Genomic DNA, 21,386 nt, shown 5'->3' with positions numbered 1-21,386 from the left:
CGGGGTTGTCGGCGAAGGAGGCCGGCGGGGTTGTCGGCGAAGGAGGCGTGGTGCGGCAGGACATGGTCACCGTGGCGATCGTGGTACTCGCGGTCGGCTTCGTACTGGTGCGGCAGTTCACGGTGCGGCGCGTGACGGCGGCACAGTTCCTGTGGGTGGTGGTGTTGCTCGGGATCGGTTTCGTACCACCGGGTCCGGGGCGCGCGACGGTGGCCGGGGCGGGCCTGCTCGCGGTGGGCACGGTGCTGTCGGCGGCGCTGGGGCTGGCGCGCGGCGCGGTGATGCCGCTGTGGCGCGCCGCCGACGGTACGGTCGTGCGCCGCGGCGACGTGCGCATTCTCCTGCTGTGGCTGGCGACGATCGTGGCGCGGCTGCTCGTGTCGGGCGTGGCGGTCGTCGGCTTCGGCGAGCCGGTCCTCGTCGGCGCGCTGTGGCTCGGCTTCGGCGTCACCCTCGGCGCCCAGCAGATCGTGCTGCTGCGCCGGGCCCGGCGGCTGCCGAAATCGGCTGCCGCGCCGGCCGACCCGCTGGTACGGTCCGCCCGCGACTGACGGGAGGCCCCATGGCCGAGTGGCGGATCAGACCGGAACGCGACGCCGACCGTACGGCGGTGCACGCGGTGAACGAGGCGGCGTTCGGCCGCGCGTACGAGGCGGATCTGGTGGACCGGCTGCGGGACGACCCCGGCTGGCTGCCCGGCCTGTCGTACGTGGCGGAGGCGCCGGACGGTCGCGTCGTCGGCCACGTCCTGCTCACCCGCGGGTACGTCGGCGACGTGCCGGTGGTCGCGCTGGGGCCGCTCGCGGTCGTACCGGACAGTCAGCGGCGGGGGCTCGGCGGGCTGCTGGTCGGCTCGGCGCTGGACGCCGCCGAGGCGCGCGGCGAGACCGCCGTGATGCTGCTCGGCCACCCCGGGTACTACCCGCGGTTCGGGTTCGAGCGGGCGTCGGCGCACGGGGTGACGCCGCCCGATCCGCGCTGGCCGGACGAAGCCTTCCAGGTACGCCCGGTCGGCCCGGACGGTACGGTGCCGGCCGGTGGCGCCCGCTTCGCCGCCGCGTTCGACGAGGACTGACCCGTACCGCCGGCCCGGCGGAGCGTGCCCTCGGGCGGCGGGATGGCGTGTCCGGGGTGCGGGACCGGGCCGGGCGCGGCAGGATGGGCGTGACGGGAGGTGTGCCGTGACGTTCCTGGGCTGGCCGGTGCTGCGGCAACTGGCCGGGGCCGACCGCCTCGGGAGGGGCGCCGCGGCCCGCTCCCGGCGTACAGACGGGCTCACCGCGCGGACCGAGACGGCCGACGCCGTGGTCCGCTCCGTCTGCCCGTACTGCGCGGTCGGTTGCGGCCAGCGGGTGTACGTCAAGGACGGCGCGGTCACCCAGATCGAGGGCGACCCGGACTCGCCGGTCAGCCGGGGTCGCCTGTGCCCCAAGGGAAGCGCCAGCAAGCAGCTCGTCACCAACCCGGACCGGGTCACGACCGTGCGGTACCGCCGGCCGTACGGGACGGAGTGGGAGGAGCTGGACCTCGACACGGCGATGGACATGATCGCCGACCGCGTCCTCGCCACGCGGCGGGAGACCTGGCAGGACACCGACTCCGACGGCCGCGTACTGAACCGGACGTTGGGCTTCGCGCACCTCGGCGGGGCGACCCTCGACAACGAGGAGAACTACCTCGCCAAGAAGCTGTACACGGCGCTCGGCGCGATCCAGGTGGAGAACCAGGCGCGCATTTGACACTCCGCCACCGTCCCCGGTCTGGGGACCTCGTTCGGGCGTGGCGGCGCGACCACCTTCCAGCAGGACCTCGCCAACGCCGACTGCATCGTCATCCAGGGCTCGAACATGGCCGAGTGCCATCCGGTCGGGTTCCAGTGGGTCGTGGAGGCGAAGAAGCGCGGTGCCACGGTCATCCACGTCGACCCGCGGTTCACGCGTACCTCGGCGCTCGCGGACCTGCACGTACCGCTGCGCGCCGGGTCCGACATCGCGTTCCTGGGCGCGCTCGTGAACCACGTCCTCACCCGCGAGGCGGACTTCCGCGAGTACGTCGTGGCGTACACGAACGCGGCCGCGATCCTGTCCGACGAGTTCGTGGACACCGAGGACCTGGCCGGGGTGTTCAGCGGCTACGACCCGGACACCGGCAGCTACTCCGCCACGTCCTGGCAGTACGAGGGGGCGTCGGAGGCGTCGGCGGCCGGCAGCCGGGACCAGTGGGACGAGGCGGGCGTCGGGCACGAGGCGGGCCGGGCGGAGGCGGCCGGCAGCGGCGGCGCCGCCGGCGCGGCGAGCGCGCGGCCCGAGCGCGACGAGACGCTCACCCACCCGCGCTGCGTGTACCAGGTGCTCAAGCGGCACTTCGCCCGGTACACGCCGGAGCTGGTGGAGCGGGTCTGCGGCATCGACCCCCGGACGTTCGCCCGGATCGCGGAGGCGGTCGTCGCCAACAGCGGCCGGGACCGGACCACCGCCTTCGTGTACTCGGTCGGGTGGACGCAGCACACCGTGGGCGCGCAGTACATCCGGACGGCGTCGATCCTGCAGCTGCTGCTCGGCAACATCGGCCGGCCGGGCGGCGGGATCATGGCGCTGCGCGGGCACGCGAGCATCCAGGGCTCGACCGACATTCCGACGCTGTTCAACCTGCTGCCCGGGTACATCCCGATGCCGCACGCGCACCAGCACGAGGACCTCGACGCCTTCGTGGCGGCCGACGCCGGCCGCACCGGGTACTGGGGGCACATGCGCGCGTACCTGGTCAGCCTGCTGAAGTCGTGGTGGGGTGACGCGGCGCGGGAGGACAACGACTGGTGCTTCGGCCACCTGCCGCGCCTGACCGGCGACCACGGCACGTACTCGACGGTCATGGGCCAGGTCGACGGCTCCGTGAAGGGGTACTTCCTGGTCGGGGAGAACCCGGCGGTCGGCTCGGCGCACGGCAAGCTCCAGCGGCTCGGCCTGGCGAACCTGGACTGGCTGGTGGTGCGGGACTTCTCGCTGATCGAGTCGGCCACCTTCTGGCAGAACGCGCCGGAGATCGAGACCGGTGAGCTGTCCACCGAGACCATCGGTACCGAGGTGTTCTTCCTGCCAGCCGCGAGCCACGTGGAGAAGGACGGCACGTTCACCAACACGCAGCGGCTGCTCCAGTGGCACCACAAGGCGATCGAGCCGCCCGGCGACGCCCGCAGCGACCTGTGGTTCTTCTACCACCTGGGCCGCGCGATCCGCCGCAAGCTCGCGGGCTCCACCGATCCCCGCGACCGGCCGGTACTCGACCTCGTGTGGGACTACCCCACCGAGGGGCGGTACGACGACCCGTCCGCCGAGGCGGTCCTCGCCGAGATCAACGGGTTCGGACCCGACGGCCCGCTGTCGTCGTACACGCAGCTGCGCGACGACGGCTCGACCCGGTGCGGCTGCTGGATCTACTGCGGCTGCCGCGCCGACGGGGTCAACCAGACCGCCCGGCGCAAGCCCGGACACGAGCAGAGCTGGGTCGCGCCGGAGTGGGGCTGGGCCTGGCCGGCGAACCGTCGCATCCTGTACAACCGGGCGAGCGCCGACCCGGACGGCAACCCGTGGAGCGAACGGAAGCGGTACGTCTGGTGGGACGCCGACGAGCGCAGGTGGACCGGCGCCGACGTCCCGGACTTCGAGCCGACGAAGGACCCCGCCTACCGGCCGCCGCCGGATGCGACGGCCGAGGACGCGCTGGCCGGCGTCGACCCGTTCATCATGCAGACCGACGGGAAGGGCTGGCTGTTCGTGCCCACCGGGCTCGCCGACGGGCCGCTGCCCACGCACTACGAGCCGGCCGAGTCGGTGCTGCGCAACCCGCTCTACCCGACCCGGCAGTCGAACCCGGTCCGCCAGCGGTACCCGCGGCCGGACAACCCGATCCATCAGTTCGGCGGTGACGTCTACCCGTACGTGTTCACCACGTACCGGTTGACGGAGCACCACACCGCGGGCGGGATGAGCCGCACCCTGCCGTACCTGGCGGAGCTGCAGCCCGAGATGTTCTGCGAGGTGTCCCCGGCGCTCGCGGCCGAGCGCGGGCTCACCCACGGCGGGTGGGCCACGGTGGTCACGCCCCGCACCGCCATCGAGGCGCGGGTACTGGTCACCGCGCGGATCCGACCGCTGCGGCTGGGCGACACGACGGTGCACCAGATCGGCCTGCCGTACCACTGGGGGTCGAACGGGATCGCCACCGGCGACGCGGCGAACGACCTGCTGGGCATCGAGCTGGACCCGAACGTGTACATCCAGGAGGCGAAGGCCGCGACCTGCGACATCCGGCCCGGTCGCCGGCCGCGTGGCCCGGAGCTGCTCGCGCTCGTCCGGGCGTACCGTCGGCGGGCCGGCATCGGGGAGGACGGATGACCCACAGCCTGTACGGTCCGCTGCCCGACGTGGCCGGCGACGCCGGGTACGACCACGGGCACCCGCCGCGGATGGGGTTCTTCACCGACACCTCGGTCTGCATCGGCTGCAAGGCGTGCGAGGTGGCGTGCAAGGAGTGGAACCTGCTGCCGACCGGTGCCGGCGCCGACGGCATCTCCGGCCTGTCGTACGACAACACGCAGGCGCTCGGCGCGAACACCTGGCGGCACGTGGCGTTCGTGGAGCAGCCCGCGACCCGGCCGGACGGGAGCGTCGACGCGCTCGCCGCCGCCGGTACCGCGGACGCCGTCGACCTGGGCATGCCGACCGTCGGCGCCCCGGACGGCGGGGTGCGCTGGCTGATGTCGTCCGACGTGTGCAAGCACTGCACGCACGCCGCCTGCCTGGACGTCTGCCCGACCGGCGCGCTGTTCCGCACCGAGTTCGGGACGGTCGTGGTGCAGCCGGACGTGTGCAACGGGTGCGGCTACTGCGTGCCGGCCTGCCCGTACGGGGTGATCGACCAGCGGCACGACGACGGCCGCGTGTTCAAGTGCACGATGTGCTACGACCGGCTCGGCGCCGGGATGGAGCCGGCCTGCGCCAAGGCGTGCCCCACCGACTCGATCCAGTTCGGGGAACTGGACGAGCTGCGCGAACGGGCCGACGCCCGGCTGGCCGCGCTGCACGACGACGGCGTCGCCGACGCCCGGCTGTACGGGCGGGATCCGGACGACGGGGTCGGCGGCGACGGCGCGTTCTTCCTGCTGCTGGACGAGCCGGAGACGTACGGGCTGCCGCCGGATCCGGTGGTCACCACCCGCGACCTGCCGTCGATCGCCAAGCACGTGGCGCTCGCCGCCGGCGCGGTCGCGGTGGCCGCGGTCGCCGCGTTCCTGGGCGGGCGACGGTGAGCGCGCCGGACCGCGACCCGGGCGTACGCAGGCGGCGGCGTGGTGCCGAGGCGGCGATGGTGCCCGAGGCCGAGTTCGGCTCGTACTACGGGCGTCCGATCCTCAAGCAGCCGGTGTGGAAGGTTCCCGACGTGCCGGCGTACCTGTTCCTCGGCGGAATGGCGGGCGGGTCCGCGCTGCTCGCCGCGTTCGCCGACGCCACCGGGCGGCCGTGCCTGCGCCGGGTCGGCCGGGTCACCGCCAGTGCCGCGTCCCTGGCCAGCGTCGGCGCGCTCGTGCACGACCTCGGCCGCCCCGCCCGCTTCCTGAACATGCTCCGGGTACTCAAGCCCACGTCGCCGCTGTCGGTCGGTTCCTGGATCCTCGCGCCGTTCACCGGGCTGGCCGCGGGCGCGGCCCTCAGCGACGTGACCGGCCGGCTGCCCACGATCGGCCGGCTCGCCGGCGCCGGCGCCGCCGTACTCGGGCCCGCGATGGCCACGTACACCGCGGCGCTGCTCGCCGACACGGCCGTACCGGCGTGGCACGAGGCGCACCGCGAGCTGCCGTTCGTGTTCGGCGGCAGCGCTCTCGCGTCGGCCGGCGCGGCCGGCATGATCGCCGCACCCGCCGCGCAGGCCGGACCGGCCCGTCGCCTCGCCGTACTCGGCGCCGGGCTCGAACTCGGCGCCAGCCGGCTGATGCTGCGCCGCCTCGGCCCGCTGCTGTCCGAGCCGTACCACCAGGGTCGGGTCGGGCGGATGCACCGTGCGGCGACCGTACTGACCGCCGCGGGTGCCGGGCTCGGTGCCGTCGCGGGGCGGCGGCGCTGGCTCGGCGTCGCCGCCGGCGTACTGCTCGCCGCCGGCTCGGTCACCACGCGGTTCGCGGTGTTCGAGGCGGGCCGCGCGTCCGCGCGCGACCCGAAGTACACGGTGGTCCCGCAGCGGGAACGTCTCGCGGCCCGGGCCACCGATCCGGCCGGCGCGGATACGCTGCCGGAATGAGCGGTACCGACGACGTCCGACAGTGGGCGACCGCGCTGCCCGAGGTCGAGGAGAGCAGCCACTTCCGTTTCCACGTACCGGTGTTCAAGGTCCGCGGCCGGACCTTCCTCGGGATGGGGCGGGACGGGACCACGGCGGTGTTCTGCATCGCCGAGGAGCGTGCCGCCGAGGAGGCCGCCGCCGACCCGGGCCGGTGCACGCCGCAGCGCCGGCCCGACGCCCGCCGCAGCTTCCTCGGCCTGGAGGTACGCCTCGACGGGCTGCCCGCCGAACGCCTCGCCGCCCTCGTCACCGAGGCGTGGCGGCAGCAGGCCCCGAAACGCCTGGTCGCCGAGTACGACCGGGGTGTGCTCGACGGCTGAGCGCCGCGAGTACGCGGAAAAGCCGGACACGGGCACCGGCGGCGGCGAGACTGGTGGGGACCGTCCGTGCTGCTGGAGGGCTGTGGCGATGGCTGTCTGCGAGGTCTGCGGCAACGACTACTGGATGTCGTTCGAGGTCCGGGCGATGGGCGGGGACGTGCACGTCTTCGACTCGTTCGAGTGCGCGATGCACCGCATGGCGCCGATCTGCGAGCACTGCGAGTGCCGGATCGTGGGGCACGGCGTCGAGGTCGGCAGTCACCTGTTCTGCTGCGCGCACTGCGCCCGCGCCAGCGGCGGCGCCGAGGCCGCCGACATCCGCGACGCGGCCGGCGTACACCCGGGCTGAGCTGCCCGGTCAGGCGTCCGCGTACGTCTCGCCGAGGGTGCTGACCGCGGCGGTACCGCCGGTCGCGTCGGCCAGCCACCGGCGCAGCTCGGCCACCTCCGCGACCGGTACGGCCAGCTCGATGCGCACCCCGTCCGCGGTGTACGCGACGTCGCGGACGTCCCGGCCGGCGGCGCGCAGCGCGTGGTCGAGCGACCCGCCGCGGGTGTGGTCGGTGGCGACTTCGAGCAGCGCCACCGGTTCGCGGCGCAGCACACCGGCCTTGTCGACCGCACCCGACACCGCCGATCCGTACGCGCGGACCAGGCCGCCGGTGCCGAGCAGTACGCCGCCGAAGTACCGGGTGACGACGGCGAGGGTGTCGGTGAGGTCGCGCCGGCGCAGCACCTCCAGCATCGGCGCGCCGGCCGTACCGGCGGGTTCGCCGTCGTCGTTGGACCGTTCGACCCGCGGCGCCGTCCCGATCACGTACGCCGTGCAGTGGTGCCGGGCGTCCCAGTGGCGCTTGCGGACGTCGGCGACGACCGCGCGCGCCGCGTCCTCGTCACCCACCCGGGCCAGCGTGCACCGGAACACCGACCGCTTGACCTCGATCTCGTACTCGACGTCCCGGGCGACGGTCCGGTACGGCGTCACGAACCGACCGCCCGCGGTTCCGGATCGAGCGGCGGCAGCGGGTCGTGCAGCCCGCGCCCGGGCGTCAGCCGGCGCACCGCGTCGTCCATGTGCGCGTCGATCAGGCCGAGCACCAGCGCCTCGTTCCCGTTGCGCAGCGCGCCGACCAGCGCGCCGTGCTCGGCCGCCAGCTCCTCGGGCAGCTCGTACGCGTCCTGGAGGGCGCGGATGCACATCCGGGTCTCGATCAGCAGGGTGCGCGCCATCCGCATCAGCCGGTGGCTGCCCGACCGGGCGACCAGCAGCTCGTGGAACTCGACGTCCGCGGCACCGACGGCGCGCTGGTCACCGCGCCGCACCGCCGAGCGCATCCGGTCGTACACGCCGGCCAGCTCGTCGGCGACCCCGATCCGGTCGCCGTGCAGGATGAGCCGGGCGGCGGCCTGCTCGATCGCGTTGCGCGTGACGTACACGTCCTGGACGTCGGAGGCGGACAGCTCGCGGACGAACAGCCCGCGGTGCCGCTCGCCGCTCAGCAGCCCCTCCTCCACCAGGCGTTGCAGCGCCTCGCGCAGGGTGCCGCGGCTGACGTCGAACCGCGCCGCCAGCTCCGCCTCGCCCATCTGGGCGCCCGGCTCGAACTCGCCGTCCCGGATGGCGGCGCGGAGCTGTCGGGCGATGATGCTCGACGTGGACTCCCGGCCGACCCGGGTCAGCTGGCTCATCACGATCTCCCGGTACGGAACAGAGCTCCCGGACCGTCGTGTGCACCGTCGTGTCCGGCGAGTCGCAGGCCGGCCCAGATGGTGACCTGGTTGGCGGTCAGCACCGGCTTGCCCAGCCGCTCCTCGATCTCGTCCACCAACGCGACCGTACGCATCGCGGTGTCCGGTACGAGCACCGCCTCGGCGTCCGGGGTGTCGTGCGCGCACGCCAGCTCGACCACGTCGGCCGGGTCGAGCTGGCCGACCTCGGCGGCGGTCACGATGCCCTGCGAGGACAGCCCGGTCACCGACAGCCCGCCGCGGCCCAGGAACTCCGCGAAGTGCGTCGCCACCTCGGCCGGGTAGCTCGCCGCGACCGCGACCCGCCGTACGCCGAGGGCCTGGGCGGCGCGCACGAACGCGAACGACGTGCTCGTCGCCGGTACGCCGGCGGCCGCGGCGAGGCCCTCGGCCTGCGCGGTCGCGCCCTCCCAGCCGAACACGAAGCTGCCGGACGTGCAGGCCCACAGCACCGCGTCCGGGTGGTACTTCGACAGGCTCGCCGCACCTACGGCGAGCCGGTCGGACCGGCCCAGGTCGAGCAGCGCGTCGACGGCGTGCAGGTCCTCGCCGTACGTGTGCACGACGGGGAGCGACACGTCGGGGCCGAGCAGCTTCTCCGCGGTGGGGTAGTCGTCCTCCGCGGCGTGCCCCGGGTACAGGATTCCGACCGTCGTCACGCTGGCCACCTCCGGACAGATTGTCGACAATCGCACACAGCCTAGCCGATGTCGGTGAGCCACCGCCCGGGGCCGACCACCGGCAGCCCCATCCGGCGCAGGCACGCCCACATGGTCAGTTGGTTGGCGGTCAGCACCGGCTTGCCCAGCGCCTCCTCCAACGGATCGATCAGGTCGTACGTCGGCAGGTTGGTGCAGCTCACGAAGACCGCCTCGGCGTCGGGCCGGTCGGCGAGCAGCATGTGCTCGGCGATGGTGCGGTAGCTGACCTTCCAGATGCCCGCGCCGAGACCGAGGTGTTCGCTGGCGACGGTGTCGACGCCCAGTTCACCGAGGAACTCGTGCAGCCGGCCCGTCAGGTCCGCGTCGTACGGCGTGACCACGGAGATGCGGCGCAGCGCGAGCGCGCTCAGTACCTCGGCGAGGGCGCCGGAGGTGGTGACCGCGTCGGGCGCGCCGGCCGCGACGATCGCCGACACCAGCTCCTTCTCCGCGGCGATCCCGCCGACGAAGCTCCCCGACGTGCACAGGTACGCGATGACCTCGGGTTCGACGTGCAGTACGTCGCGGGTGGCGGCGGTCAGGTGCCGGCAGTCGCTGACCAGCTCGGCCATCCGCAGGCTGACCGGGACCGGTTCGTACGGCGTGCGGGCCAGGTGCAGGGACACCTCCGCGGGCACCCAGCGCCACAACTCGCGCTCCAGGGCCAGGTCGAACGGCGCGATCACGCCGATGCCCCGCTGCGCGAGGGGTCCGTCGAACGTCAGATCCAAGGCGACCCCCAGCATGTTCACACCTTTGCGGGCGGATGCCACCCGCACACCACGGGCTCCGGGGTACCCCTCGGATTGTTGACAATCATACGATTCGTTCCTACGGTGTCAACATGGTGACCGAAAGTGGCCCGGCTCACCCCACAGTGGCCGTCTTGTATGCCGATGACCGGCCCTCCGGTCTGGCCGCGTTCGACGGCCGCGCACGCTTCGTCCTCGTCACCGAGGACGAGCTGCCGGCGGCGCTCAAGGACGCGGATGCGTTGCTGGTGTGGGATTTCCGCAGCCGCGCCGTGCCCGCGGCCTGGCCCGTCGACGGCCCGCACCCACGCTGGGTGCACGTCGCCGCGGCCGGTGTCGACACGGTGTTGTGCCCCGCGCTGCGCGAGGGCGGCGTGACCGTCACGAACTCACGCGGCGTGTTCGACACCCCGATCGCGGAGTACGTCACGGGCCTGGTGCTGGCCATGGCCAAGGGTATGCCCGACACCCTCGCGGCGCAGCGCGAACGGCGCTGGGCGTACCGGGAGACGGAGTCGGTCGCGGGGCGCAGCGCGCTGGTGGTGGGGACGGGGCCGATCGGCCGCGCCATCGCGCGGATGCTCACGGCGGTCGGGTTGCGGGTGACCGGCGTGGGGCGTACCGAGCGGGCGAGCGACGCGGACTTCGGTACTGTGCACGGCTTTCCGGCGCTGCCCGGCCTGCTCGGCGACGCCGACTACGTCGTCCTGGCCGCGCCGCTGACCGAACAGACCACCGGCATGATCGACGCCGCGGCGCTGGCCGCGATGCGTCCCGGCGCGCGACTGGTCAACATCGGGCGCGGCCCGCTGGTGGTCACCGCCGACCTGGTCGCCGCGCTCACCGCCGGCCGGATCGCCGGTGCCGCACTGGACGTCTTCGACACCGAACCGCTGCCTCCAGACTCTCCACTGTGGACGGTGCCGGGACTGGTGGTGTCGCCACACATGTCCGGCGACACCCTCGGCTGGCGCGACGACCTCGCCGCGCTGTTCGCCGACAACCTCGACCGCTGGCTGGCCGACCAACCACTGCGTAACGTCGTGGACCTCCGACTCGGGTACGTGCCGACCGGCTGAGGAGCGCACACATGGAGACGACCACCTTGCCCACCGCGACCGAACTGGTCGCCGGCTACTCGACCGGTGAGTGGTCACCGGTCGAGGCCACCGACCGAGCCTTGCGCCGGATCGAGCAGTACGACGGGGCGCTGAACGCGTTCTGCCACCTGGACGTCGAGGCCACCACGGCCGCGGCGGCCGAGTCCGAGCAGCGCTGGCGGCAGGGCAACCCGATCGGGCTGCTCGACGGCATCCCGGTGTCGATCAAGGACATGTTCCTGACCGCGGGATGGCCGACGCTGCGCGGCTCCCGCTGCATCGACCCGGCGCAGCCCTGGGACACCGACGCCCCGGTCACCGCCCGGCTGCGCGAGCACGGCGCCGTCCTGATCGGCAAGACCACCACGCCCGAACTGGGCTGGAAGGGTGTCACCGACTCGCCGCTGACCGGCATCACCCGCAACCCGTGGAACACGGACCTCACCGCGGGCGGCTCGTCCGGCGGCAGCGCGGCGGCCGTCGCGGCCGGCATGGGCGCCCTGTCCGTCGGTACCGACGGGGGCGGCTCGGTGCGCATCCCCGCCTCGTTCTGCGGGATCGCCGGCTTCAAGCCCACGTACGGCAGGATCCCGCTGTACCCGTCGAGCCCGTTCGGCTCGCTGGCGCACGCGGGGCCGATGGCCACCTCGGTCGACGACCTGGCGCTGCTGCTGGATGTGTTGGCACTGCGCGACTTCCGCGACCCCAACGCGCTCCCCCAGCTCGTCGGCTCGTACCGGGAGGCGGTGCGGCGGCCGGTGCAGGGCCTGGTCGCCGCGTACAGCCCGACCCTCGGGTACGCGGAGGTCGACGGCGAGGTGGCGATGATCGTGCGCGGCGCGGTCGAGGCGCTCGCCGACGCCGGGCTGCGGGTCGAACTGGCGGACCCGGGCTTCGCCGACCCGGCCGACGCGTTCGACGTACTGTGGTGCGCGGGCGCGGCGCAGTGGCTCGACCACTTCCCGCCCGGCTCGGCGGAGCGGATCGACCCGGGGCTGCGCGCGGTGTGGGAGCGCGGCGCGACGTTCACCGCCGCCGACTACCTGACCGCGATGGACCGGCGCACCGCGCTGGGTGTCCACATGGGACAGTTCCACGAGAGCTACGACATCCTGCTCACGCCGACGATGCCGATCGCCGCGTTCGAGGCCGGGCACGACGTGCCGCCCGGCTCCACGGCCTCCGGCGTACCGGCGTGGCCGAGCTGGACGCCGTTCACGTACCCGTTCAACCTGACCCAGCAGCCGGCCGCGACCGTACCGGCGGGGCTGACCGCCGACGGGCGGCCGGTCGGGTTGCAGATCGTCGGCCCGCGTCACTCCGACGACCTGGTCCTCGCGGTCGCCCGGACCGCCGAAGCCGTCCTGCCCGCGTGGCAGGCGCCGGACCTTTCCGTTGCAGTACCACCGAAGGAGCGTCGATGAGCCGGTACGTCGAGATCGCCCTGGACAAGCGCGGCGCGTCCTGCCGGGCGCGGTTGCTGGACGACCTCGCCCCCCGTACCTGCGCGGCGGTGTGGGATGCGTTGCCCCGCAGCGGATCCGCGTACCACGCGAAGTACGCGCGGAACGAGATCTACGCGTTGATGCCGGCGCTCGGCTCGGATCCGGGCACCGAGAACCCCACCATCACGCCGATCCCGGGCGACGTGTGCTTCTTCGCGTTCGAGCCGTGGGAGATCGGCGCCGTCGCCTACGGGTACGACGAGGGCAGCGCGGCGCACAGCGGCGAGCAGGTCGTCGACCTGGCCCTGTTCTACGGCCGGAACAACCTGCTCATCAACGGCGACCGGGGGTACGTGCCGGGCAACGTGTTCGCCACCATCGAGGAGGGCCTCGACGGCATGGCGGACGCCGCGCAGGACATGTGGTTGCGCGGTGTGGAGGGCGAGAGCCTCACGTTCCGCCGCCTGTAGCCGCCGCGCTGGCGTACGCCACGAGCCGGTCGGCGACCGCGACCGGGTGGCTCAGATGGGCGAAGTGGCCGCCGGGCGTCTCGTCGCAACCGACGCCCAGGCGGTCCTTCGTCACGCGGCGCTGGAAGTCCGACGGGAACAGCCGGTCGTCGCGGTACAGCAGCACGCGGGTCGGCACCGCCGGCCAGGCCCGCAGCGGGTACGCGGCGCGGAACGGCGCGCCGGACTGCGGTCCCCAGCGCGCGTTCGCCTCGGCGGCCTCGTCGTCCGGCAGGTCGTGGAAGTTCGTCGCCTGCCGTACGTCGGGGTCGAGGGGCGCGCCCGGATGCCCGGTCGCCGCCCACCATTCGCCGGCGGACTCCCCCGGCCGCGGCACCATCGGGGCCACGAGTACCAGCAGCCGCACCGGAATCCGCTCGCACACCAGCGGCGCGGTGAAGGCGCCGAGCGAGTGCGCCACGAGTACCGCGTCGGCACGGTCACCCACGGCCGCGGCGACGACCTCGGCGTACTCGGGGAAGCCGGCGGCACGGTCGGCGGCCGGCAGGTCCGGGGTCAGCACCTCGGCACCGCGGGACCGCAGCTCGGCGGCCAGCCGGTGCCAGTGCCAGGACGAGCCACCGGCACCGGGAATCAGCACGTACGTCACGGCCGACAGTGCACCACACCGCCGGCCGTACGGGGCACCGCGACGCCGGCCCGCGGTACGGACGGGCCGGCGTCGTGGCGCGTCAGGCGGTCGCGGCGGCGACGGAGGCGGACCAGATCTCCAGCGCCTCGTCGACCTCCTCGGCCGTCACCACCAGCGGCGGGATCATCCGTACGACCTGGCCGTGCGCACCGCAGGTGAGCAGCAGCATGCCGCGTTCGATGGCGGCGGCCTGCGCCCGGCGCGCGGTCTCCGCGTCGGTGAACTCGGTGCCGACCATCAGCCCGAGCCCGCGCACGTCCCCGATCTGCTCGTACCCCTTGGCGACCGCGCGGGCGCCGTCGAGCAGCCGCTCCCCCAGTACGGCGGAGTTGTCGACGAGGCCCTCGTCGGCGATCACGTCGAGGGTGGCGAGGGCCGCGGCGCAGGCGACCGCGTTGCCGCCGTACGTGCCGCCCTGGGAGCCCGGCCAGGCGCGCGCCATCAGCTCGGCCGACGCGGCCATCGCCGACAGCGGGAAACCGGACGCGAGGCCCTTGGCGGTGACCAGTACGTCGGGGGTCACGCCGAAGTGGTCGTGCCCCCAGAACCGCCCCGTACGGCCGAATCCGGTCTGCACCTCGTCGACCACGAGCAGGATCCCGTGCCGGTCGGCGCGCTCCCGCAGCCCGGCAAGGAACGCCGCGTTGGCCGGCACGTACCCGCCCTCGCCGAGGACCGGCTCGACGAAGAACGCGGCGGTGTCGGACGGCGCGCTCAGCGTGGCGAGCAGGTAGTCCAGCTCGCGCAGGCAGAACTCGGTCGCCGCCGCCTCGTCCCAGCCGTACCGGTACGCGTACGGGAACGGCGCGACGTGCACGCCGCCCATCAGCGGCGAGAACCCGGCGGAGAACCGGGTACCGGAGGTGGTCATGGACGCCGCCGCGACCGTACGCCCGTGGAAGCCGCCGTGGAAGACGATCACGTTGGGCCGGCCGGTGGCCTGGCGGGTGAGCCGGAGCGCCGCCTCGATCGCCTCGGACCCGGAGTTCACGTAGAACAGCGAGTCGATGCCGTCGGGCAGGACCGCGCCGAGCCGTTCGGTGAGCGTGAGCAGCGGACGGTGCATGACCGTCGTGTACTGCCCGTGGATCAGCTTGCCGACCTGCTCCCGGGCGGCCTCGACGATTCGTGGGTGGCAGTGCCCCGTACTGGTCACGCCGATACCGGCGGTGAAGTCCAGGTACCGCCGACCGTCCTCGGCGTACAGCGTGGTGCCGGCGCCGTGGTCGACGAGTACGCCGGTGGCCTGGGCGAGCAGCGGAGACAGTGCGGCCATGGCAACCTCGTTCCGGATTGTTGGATTGTCGACAATCTGCCCCTAGCATGGTCCGGAGACGCCGATTCAGCAACCGGTTCGACAGGGGTGGGCACATGCCGGACGAAGAGAAGGTCGTCGCCGCCGTACCGAAGGGGCTGTTCGTCGGGGGCCGCTGGCGTGACGCCAGCGGTGGCCGGACGTTCCCGGTGACCGATCCGGCCACCGGCGCGGAGCTGTGCGCGGTGGCCGACGCGACGCCCGAGGACGGGATGGCCGCGCTCGACGCCGCCGCGGCCGCCCAGGACGGCTGGGCCCGTACGGCGCCACGGGAGCGCGGCGAGATCCTGCGCCGGGCGTACCAGATGCTCGTGGACCGGACGGACGAGCTGGCGCTGCTGATGACCCTCGAAATGGGCAAGCCGCTGGCGGAGGCGGCCGGCGAGATCGCGTACGCGGCGGAGTTCTTCCGCTGGTTCGCCGAGGAGGCCGTGCGCATCGACGGCGGGTACGCCAGCGCGCCCAACGGTGCCGCCCGGATGCTCGTACTCAAGGTCCCGGTGGGTCCGGCCGTCCTGGTGACGCCGTGGAACTTCCCGATGGCGATGGGCACCCGCAAGATCGGCCCCGCGGTGGCGGCCGGCTGCACGATGGTGCTCAAGCCGGCCGAGCAGACGCCGCTGTGTTCGCTCGCGCTGGCGCAGATCCTGGCCGACGCGGGCCTGCCGGACGGCGTACTCAACGTGGTGACGACCAGCGACCCGGGCGGTGTCGTCGGGCCGCTGCTGGCCGACGGACGGGTGCGGAAGCTGTCGTTCACCGGCTCCACCGAGGTGGGCCGGCACCTGCTGGGCCAGGCCGCCCAACACGTCGTACGGACGTCGCTGGAGTTGGGCGGCAACGCGCCGTTCCTGGTGTTCGACGACGCGGACCTGGACGCGGCGGTCGACGGCGCGATGCTCGCGAAGACCCGCAACGGCGGCGAGGCGTGCACCGCCGCCAACCGGCTGTACGTGCAGCGCGGCGTGCTGGCCGACTTCACCGAGCGGTTCACGGCGCGGATGGCGGCGCTGCGGCCCGGCCGCGGTACCGACGACGGCGTCACGCTCGGCCCGCTGATCGACGCGGACGCGGTGGCCAAGGTGACCCGCCTGGTCGACGACGCCGTACGGCGCGGCGCCCGCGTCGTCACCGGTGGTACCGCGCCGGGCGGGCCGGGGCACTTCTACCCGCCGACCGTGCTGGCGGACGTACCGGCGGACGCGGAGATCCTGCGCACCGAGATCTTCGGCCCGGTCGCCCCGATCGTCGCCTTCGACACCGAGGACGAGGCGGTACGCCTGGCCAACGACACCGAGCACGGCCTCGTGTCGTACGTGTACACGACGGACCTGGGCCGCGGGGTACGGCTGAGCGAGCGACTCGACACCGGGATGATCGGCCTCAATCAGGGGCTGGTGTCGAACCCGGCCGCGCCGTTCGGCGGGGTCAAGCAGTCCGGGCTGGGCCGCGAGGGCGGTCGCGTCGGCATCGAGGAGTTCCTGGAGACCCGGTACGTGGCGCTTCCCGCCCCCTGACCCACCGGCCCGCGGTGACCCCAGAACGGACACCGCGGGCCGTCCCCGATCAGGGGCGTCGCCCGACATCCGATACCAAAGGCACCCGGGATCCACAAGGCGGTCCATATCCCCGGATCTCGGGTAGCCTGCCACGTCATGTCGACACAGACCGCTCAGTCCCGCGGGATGTTCCGCCGGAAGCCCATCGGGCCGGACGAGGAGTCGGACTCCACCGGCCTACGCCGCAGCCTCGGGCTGTGGCAGCTCACCGCCATCGGCCTCGGCGCGATCATCGGCGCCGGGATCTTCACGCTCGCCGGCGAGGTCGCGCACGACACCGCCGGCCCCGCCGTGTCGCTGTCGTTCATCATCGCCGGGATCGCCTCGGCCGCCGCGGCGCTCAGCTACGCCGAGTTCGCCGGCATGGTGCCCGTCGCCGGATCCGCCTACACCTACGGGTACGCGGTGCTGGGCGAGTTCGCAGGCTGGCTCATCGGCTGGGACCTGCTGCTGGAGTACACGGCGATCATCGCGGTGGTCGCGATCGGCATCTCGGGCTACTTCCAGTTCCTGCTCAACCAGATCGGGCTCGACCTGCCGGCCTGGATGCTCGGCGCGCCGGGCACCGGGCACGGGCACAAGGTCGACGTGTTCGCGGCGCTGCTGTGCCTGCTCATCGCGTTCCTGTTGAACCGGGGCATCAAGGCCAGCGCCCGGGTCGAGACGGTGCTGGTGTTCGTCAAGCTCGCGATCGTACTCGCGGTGATCGTGGTCGGCGTCTTCTACATCCACGGCGCCAACTTCCACCCGTACTTCCCGTTCGGCTTCGGCGGGGCGCTGACCGGCGCGGCGACGGTGTTCTTCGCGGTGTTCGGGTACGACGCGATGTCCACGGCGGCCGAGGAGTCCAAGGACGCCCGGCGCAACCTGCCGAAGGCGATCGTGCTGTCGCTGGCCATCGCGATGGTGCTGTACCTGTTGGCCTGCACCGTCCTCACCGGCATGCAGTCGTACCTGCACATCAACGTGACGTCGGCGTTCTCCTCGGCGTTCGCGTCGGTCGGGCTGTCCGGCTTCGGCACGGTCATCGCGATCGGCGCGGTCGTCGGCATCCTGACGGTGCTGTTCTCGTTCATGCTCGGCGCGTCCCGCATCTGGTACGCGATCAGCCGGGACGGCCTGCTGCCGGGCTGGTTCGCGAAGACCCACGTGAAGAACCACGTGCCGCACCGGCCGACCTGGATCATCGGCGTGGTGTCGGCGCTGGTCGCGGGCCTCGTGCCGATCGGGACGGCGGCCGAGCTGACGAACATCGGCATCCTGCTGGCGTTCGTCGTCGTCTGCGTCGCGATCATCGTCATGCGCTACCGCAACCCGGAGGCGCCGCGCACGTTCCGGGTGCCGGGCATGCCGGTGGTACCGGCGCTCGGCGTGGTGTTCAGCATCTGGCTGATCACGCAGTTGCACCCGGCGACGTGGATCCGGTTCGGCGTGTGGTTCGTGCTCGGCTGCGTCATCTACGCGCTGTACGGGTACCGCAAGTCGAAGCTGGCGACCGGGGTCGGCTGACCGTCCGTCGTACGGGCGGGTCACGCGAGTGCCGTGACCCGCCCGTGACGAACCGTTCGCCGGGCGCTGGTCAGCCGCGCTTCCCAGCGGCGGGAACGGCTCTGCGCGTATTGCGCCGCCGGCCACTCACCGTGCAGGATCACTCGACGTGAACCTCAGCGGAGGGTTCCGGGAACGGGAGACATGATGCGACACAGCGTGCGACGGTCGGTGCTGGCCGTACTTGTCGCGGCGGGAATCGCCGTGGCGGCAACGGGATGCGCCAAGTCGGAGAAGGGCGGGGCGACTGCCTCCGGGGCGAAGCTCGTCGCCTCCGGGAAGCTCACCGTCTGCACACACCTGCCGTACGAGCCGTTCCAGTACAAGGACGACTCGGGGAAGATCGTCGGGTTCGACATCGACCTGATGGACCTGGTGGCGAAGAAGCTGGGCGTCAAGCAGGCCGTGGTGGACACCCCGTTCGAGGGCATCAAGTCCGGGCAGGACCTCAACACCGGCAAGTGCGACGTGGCCGCCGCCGGCATGACCATCAACCCGGAACGCCAGGCCGTGATGGACTTCTCCACGCCGTACTTCGACGCCGACCAGGCGCTGCTGGTGCGCGCCGGGCAGAAGTACGACTCGCTGGGTGCGTTGAAGGGCAAGAAGCTCGGCACCCAGGCGTCGACCACCGGCGAGGACTACGGCAACAAGCACGCCAAGGAGAACGGCTACACGACCGTGTCGTTCAAGGATCTGGCCGCGTTGCAGCAGGCGCTCGCCACCAAGCAGGTGGACGCCGCGATCGACGACCTGCCGGTGATGGCGACGTACGTCAAGCACAACCCGGGCAAGTTCGAGGTGTCGACCCAGTTCAGGACCGGCGAGCAGTACGGCTATGCGGTGAAGAAGGGCGGCAACCCGAAGCTGCTCAAGGCGATCAACGACGTCATCGCGCAGGCACACAAGGACGGCACGTACGACAAGATCTACGCCAAGTGGATCGGCGGTAAGCCGGGCGCCACGTCGTGACCACGGTGGACGACGCTGCCGCCGGGCCGAAGCGCCGGCTGACCCGGCGGCAGCGCACCCGCATCATCCGGCTGGTGCAGTACGCGGTGTTCGTGGCCGTACTCGCGGTCGTCGCGTTCACCGCCGACTGGCACACCGTCCAGCAGGGCTTCTTCCGGCCCGACGTGGCCCGGTCGATGTTCCCGGGCGTGCTCGTGCCGGCGCTGCTGAACACGCTGGCGTTCACGCTCGGCGCGTTCGTGTTCGGCCTGGTCCTGGGCACGGTACTGGCGCTGATGCGGCTGTCCGAGGTTCGCGCGTACCGGTGGGTGGCCACCGGCTACATCGAGCTGTTCCGCGGACTGCCGGTGCTGGTCGTGCTGTTCCTCGTCGGGTACGGCATCCCGAACGCGTTCCCGGACCGCGAGATCCCGGGCGGCGTGTACGGGCAGATGGCGCTCGGGCTGGGCATGACGGCCGCGGCGTACATGGCGGAGACGATCCGCGCCGGCATCCTCGCCGTACCGAAGGGGCAGCTGGAGGCGGCGCGCACGCTGGGCATGCCGTACGGCCGGGCGATGGTCTCCATCGTCATCCCGCAGGCGTTCCGGATCGTCATCCCGCCGATGACCAACCAGATCATCACCCTCACCAAGGACACCTCCCTGGCGTACGTGCTGGGCGTGACGGCGGCGAACGTGGAGATCACCAAGTTCTCCTCCGACGTACTGAACGCCCGCGTCAACGCCACGCCGCTGATCGTCGCGGCCCTCGTGTACCTGGTGATCACGTTGCCGCTGTCGCAGGTCGTACGGCGGATGGAGCTGCGGGCGGCGAGGGCGCGATGAGCGAGCGCCAGCGAGCGAATCATGGGCATCGTGCCGCATCGGTGTTGCGACGAAGGAGGAACGCCGGTGAGTGACGCGGTGGTGATCGAGGACCTGCACAAGTCGTTCGGTCCGCTGGAGGTACTGACCGGCATCGACCTGACGGTGACGTCCGGTGAGGTGGTCTGCGTGATCGGGCCGTCCGGCTCGGGCAAGTCGACGCTGCTGCGCTGCGTCAACCTGCTGGAGTCGCCGACCCGCGGCCGGATCCACACGCTCGGCGTCGAGATCACGGACCCGGACTGCGAGCTGGATGCGCTGCGCCGTCGAATCGGCATGGTGTTCCAGCAGTTCAACCTGTTCGGGCACCTGACGGTGCTGGACAACCTGACGATCGCGCAACGCCGGGTGCTGCGCCGTACGCGGGCCGAGGCGGAGCGGATCGCCCGGGAGAACCTGGACCGGGTCGGCCTGGGCGACAAGGCCGGGGCGTACCCGGCGCACCTGTCGGGTGGGCAGCAGCAGCGGGTGGCGATCGCCCGGTCGCTGTCGATGGGGCCGGAGCTGATGCTCTTCGACGAGCCGACCAGCGCCCTCGATCCGGAACTCGTCGGCGACGTGCTGACCGTCATGCGTGATCTCGCCACCGAGGGCATGACGATGCTGGTGGTCACGCACGAGATGGCGTTCGCGCGGGACGTCGCGGACCGGGTCGTGTTCATGGACGGTGGGGTGATCGTCGAGCAGGGCGCGCCGGCGGCGGTACTGGGTGACCCGACGGAGGAACGTACCCGTACGTTCCTGCGCCGTGTGCTGGATCCGACGCACCTCAGCGACGCGGAACTCGACTGAGCACATGCCGTGCGGCCACTTTCCGGAGTGGACGCACGGCGTGGAGTTACCTTCACGGCTCCTGCTGTACTAGGCTCACTGATGCGCCCCAGACCTCGGCGTACCGGCGGTCCATCGACCGCTGCCGTACGGCCGAGGGGGCGTTCATGGCACATGGTCGGTCCGCCGACGACGGGGTGAGCCGGTTCTCCTGGTTCGACGACGACGGGTCCGGACCTGCCGTCGACGGCGCGTGGTGGCCCCGCTGTCCGGACCCGGCGCGGGAGTTGCCGACCCTGGCGCAGGCCATCGCCCGCCGCGGGTACGAGCCGGTCGTCCAGGTGCAGGCCAACGTCGACGACTGGGCGCAGCATCCGGACACCGTCGCGTTGGGCGGCAGGCCGGTCCCCGTCACGTGGTTCACCCTGCTGTTCGAGCGTCGGGTACTGGTCACCTGCATGACCGGCCGCCGCGTGAGCCTCACTCTCGTACCGTTCGACGCGCCCGAGTCCCGTGCGGCCGCGGCACTGCGGTGGGACCAGGAGCCAGACCACCAACCCGAGCGCCGCGTACTGCGTCGGCTGTGGCCGCCGGCCGTACGGCGTCGGTGACACCCGCCTGCCGGGTCCCGTGGCGCAGGCTCGGCGCCACCGGTGGGCGGGCCTGCTCCGGGCACCGGCGATGCGGCTGCTGGTGGGCAGCGCCGCAGCGCCGGTGCCCGGCGACAAAAGCCACCAGTACGTCGTTCCCCCGAGGACGGGCGATCCGGGGCGCGCCACCCGGAACGTACG

Annotated in this window: 21 protein-coding genes and 1 pseudogene; 16 read left to right on the top strand and 6 right to left on the bottom strand. The window is 72.6% G+C overall.

What is annotated here, in order from left to right:
- The first annotated feature begins 50 nt into the window (after positions 1-50).
- The 7 genes and pseudogenes from Aru02nite_RS14740 (at position 51) to Aru02nite_RS14710 (ending at position 7,005) form a co-directional block, all read left to right on the top strand.
- Positions 51-551 carry a hypothetical protein gene (locus Aru02nite_RS14740; RefSeq protein ID WP_203658068.1) on the top strand — a complete coding sequence of 167 codons (501 nt, stop codon included), beginning with the start codon at positions 51-53 and terminating at the stop codon, positions 549-551.
- 11 nt (positions 552-562) lie between these two features.
- Positions 563-1,075 carry a GNAT family N-acetyltransferase gene (locus tag Aru02nite_RS14735; RefSeq protein ID WP_203658067.1) on the top strand — a complete coding sequence of 171 codons (513 nt, stop codon included), beginning with the start codon at positions 563-565 and terminating at the stop codon, positions 1,073-1,075.
- A 106-nt stretch (positions 1,076-1,181) separates the two neighbouring features.
- A pseudogene (gene fdh, locus Aru02nite_RS14730) lies at positions 1,182-4,388 on the top strand (formate dehydrogenase); the annotation flags it as partial.
- 2 nt (positions 4,389-4,390) lie between these two features.
- Positions 4,391-5,308, top strand: a complete 918-nt coding sequence (locus tag Aru02nite_RS14725; RefSeq protein WP_203658065.1) for a 4Fe-4S dicluster domain-containing protein — start codon at positions 4,391-4,393, stop codon at positions 5,306-5,308.
- Positions 5,305-6,294: an NrfD/PsrC family molybdoenzyme membrane anchor subunit gene (nrfD, locus tag Aru02nite_RS14720; protein WP_308446269.1), complete on the top strand. Its 990-nt coding sequence runs from the start codon at positions 5,305-5,307 to the stop codon at positions 6,292-6,294. Before Aru02nite_RS14725 ends, nrfD begins: the two co-directional genes overlap by 4 nt.
- Positions 6,291-6,656 (top strand): MmcQ/YjbR family DNA-binding protein, encoded by a 366-nt coding sequence (locus Aru02nite_RS14715; RefSeq protein WP_203658064.1) that lies wholly within the window; start codon positions 6,291-6,293, stop codon positions 6,654-6,656. The genes nrfD and Aru02nite_RS14715 overlap by 4 nt, the downstream gene beginning before the upstream one ends.
- 88 nt (positions 6,657-6,744) lie before the next feature.
- Positions 6,745-7,005, top strand: coding sequence for a metallothionein (locus Aru02nite_RS14710; protein WP_203658063.1), 261 nt, complete (start codon positions 6,745-6,747; stop codon positions 7,003-7,005).
- Between the two features lie 9 nt (positions 7,006-7,014).
- Here Aru02nite_RS14710 and Aru02nite_RS14705 read toward each other — a convergent pair whose 3' ends face one another.
- The 4 genes from Aru02nite_RS14705 to Aru02nite_RS14690 are packed head-to-tail and all read right to left on the bottom strand — an operon-like array spanning position 7,015 to position 9,852.
- Positions 7,015-7,641: a YigZ family protein gene (locus Aru02nite_RS14705; RefSeq protein ID WP_203658062.1), complete on the bottom strand. Its 627-nt coding sequence runs from the start codon at positions 7,639-7,641 to the stop codon at positions 7,015-7,017.
- Positions 7,638-8,345: a GntR family transcriptional regulator gene (locus Aru02nite_RS14700; protein ID WP_203658061.1), complete on the bottom strand. Its 708-nt coding sequence runs from the start codon at positions 8,343-8,345 to the stop codon at positions 7,638-7,640. The genes Aru02nite_RS14705 and Aru02nite_RS14700 overlap by 4 nt, the downstream gene beginning before the upstream one ends.
- Positions 8,345-9,064 (bottom strand): maleate cis-trans isomerase family protein, encoded by a 720-nt coding sequence (locus tag Aru02nite_RS14695; RefSeq protein ID WP_203658060.1) that lies wholly within the window; start codon positions 9,062-9,064, stop codon positions 8,345-8,347. Before Aru02nite_RS14695 ends, Aru02nite_RS14700 begins: the two co-directional genes overlap by 1 nt.
- 41 nt (positions 9,065-9,105) lie before the next feature.
- The gene (locus Aru02nite_RS14690; protein WP_203658059.1) at positions 9,106-9,852 is read right to left on the bottom strand and encodes a maleate cis-trans isomerase family protein; all 747 of its coding nucleotides are present in this window, start codon (positions 9,850-9,852) and stop codon (positions 9,106-9,108) included.
- Positions 9,853-9,992: 140 nt separating this feature from the next.
- On the opposite strand from Aru02nite_RS14690, the gene Aru02nite_RS14685 reads away from it, so the two are divergent.
- From Aru02nite_RS14685 to Aru02nite_RS14675, 3 genes are read left to right on the top strand one after another with little or no spacing between them, the layout of a single operon-like run.
- The gene (locus Aru02nite_RS14685; RefSeq protein ID WP_203658058.1) at positions 9,993-10,937 is read left to right on the top strand and encodes a D-2-hydroxyacid dehydrogenase; all 945 of its coding nucleotides are present in this window, start codon (positions 9,993-9,995) and stop codon (positions 10,935-10,937) included.
- An 11-nt stretch (positions 10,938-10,948) separates the two neighbouring features.
- Positions 10,949-12,382 carry an amidase gene (locus tag Aru02nite_RS14680; protein ID WP_203658057.1) on the top strand — a complete coding sequence of 478 codons (1,434 nt, stop codon included), beginning with the start codon at positions 10,949-10,951 and terminating at the stop codon, positions 12,380-12,382.
- The gene (locus Aru02nite_RS14675; protein WP_203658056.1) at positions 12,379-12,873 is read left to right on the top strand and encodes a DUF3830 family protein; all 495 of its coding nucleotides are present in this window, start codon (positions 12,379-12,381) and stop codon (positions 12,871-12,873) included. The genes Aru02nite_RS14680 and Aru02nite_RS14675 overlap by 4 nt, the downstream gene beginning before the upstream one ends.
- On the opposite strand, the gene Aru02nite_RS14670 is transcribed toward Aru02nite_RS14675, so the two are convergent.
- Together Aru02nite_RS14670 and Aru02nite_RS14665 are read right to left on the bottom strand one after the other, a co-directional pair.
- Positions 12,854-13,522 carry an alpha/beta fold hydrolase gene (locus Aru02nite_RS14670; protein ID WP_203658055.1) on the bottom strand — a complete coding sequence of 223 codons (669 nt, stop codon included), beginning with the start codon at positions 13,520-13,522 and terminating at the stop codon, positions 12,854-12,856. The two genes, Aru02nite_RS14675 and Aru02nite_RS14670, sit on opposite strands and share 20 nt — an antisense overlap.
- Before the next feature lie 82 nt (positions 13,523-13,604).
- Positions 13,605-14,840, bottom strand: a complete 1,236-nt coding sequence (locus tag Aru02nite_RS14665) for an aspartate aminotransferase family protein (RefSeq protein ID WP_203658054.1) — start codon at positions 14,838-14,840, stop codon at positions 13,605-13,607.
- A gap of 95 nt (positions 14,841-14,935) precedes the next feature.
- Here Aru02nite_RS14665 and Aru02nite_RS14660 point away from each other — a divergent pair, with 95 nt between their 5' ends.
- The 6 genes from Aru02nite_RS14660 (at position 14,936) to Aru02nite_RS14635 (ending at position 21,206) form a co-directional block, all read left to right on the top strand.
- Positions 14,936-16,396: an NAD-dependent succinate-semialdehyde dehydrogenase gene (locus Aru02nite_RS14660; protein ID WP_203658053.1), complete on the top strand. Its 1,461-nt coding sequence runs from the start codon at positions 14,936-14,938 to the stop codon at positions 16,394-16,396.
- Positions 16,397-16,534: 138 nt separating this feature from the next.
- Entirely contained in the window at positions 16,535-17,947 is a 1,413-nt protein-coding gene (locus tag Aru02nite_RS14655; protein ID WP_203658052.1) for an amino acid permease, read from the top strand.
- A gap of 186 nt (positions 17,948-18,133) precedes the next feature.
- A complete protein-coding gene (locus Aru02nite_RS14650; protein WP_239076690.1) occupies positions 18,134-18,958 on the top strand; it encodes an ABC transporter substrate-binding protein in 825 nt (274 codons plus the stop codon).
- A complete protein-coding gene (locus tag Aru02nite_RS14645) occupies positions 18,955-19,785 on the top strand; it encodes an amino acid ABC transporter permease (protein ID WP_239076689.1) in 831 nt (276 codons plus the stop codon). Before Aru02nite_RS14650 ends, Aru02nite_RS14645 begins: the two co-directional genes overlap by 4 nt.
- A 66-nt stretch (positions 19,786-19,851) precedes the next feature.
- Positions 19,852-20,616, top strand: a complete 765-nt coding sequence (locus tag Aru02nite_RS14640; protein WP_308446268.1) for an amino acid ABC transporter ATP-binding protein — start codon at positions 19,852-19,854, stop codon at positions 20,614-20,616.
- A gap of 146 nt (positions 20,617-20,762) precedes the next feature.
- Positions 20,763-21,206 carry a DUF5994 family protein gene (locus Aru02nite_RS14635; RefSeq protein ID WP_203658049.1) on the top strand — a complete coding sequence of 148 codons (444 nt, stop codon included), beginning with the start codon at positions 20,763-20,765 and terminating at the stop codon, positions 21,204-21,206.
- Positions 21,207-21,386: the final 180 nt, after the last annotated feature.

The organism is Actinocatenispora rupis (genome assembly GCF_016861975.1).
GTDB classification, from domain to species: Bacteria; Actinomycetota; Actinomycetes; order Mycobacteriales; family Micromonosporaceae; genus Actinocatenispora; species Actinocatenispora rupis.
This window is presented reverse-complemented; position numbering and strand designations above follow the sequence as displayed.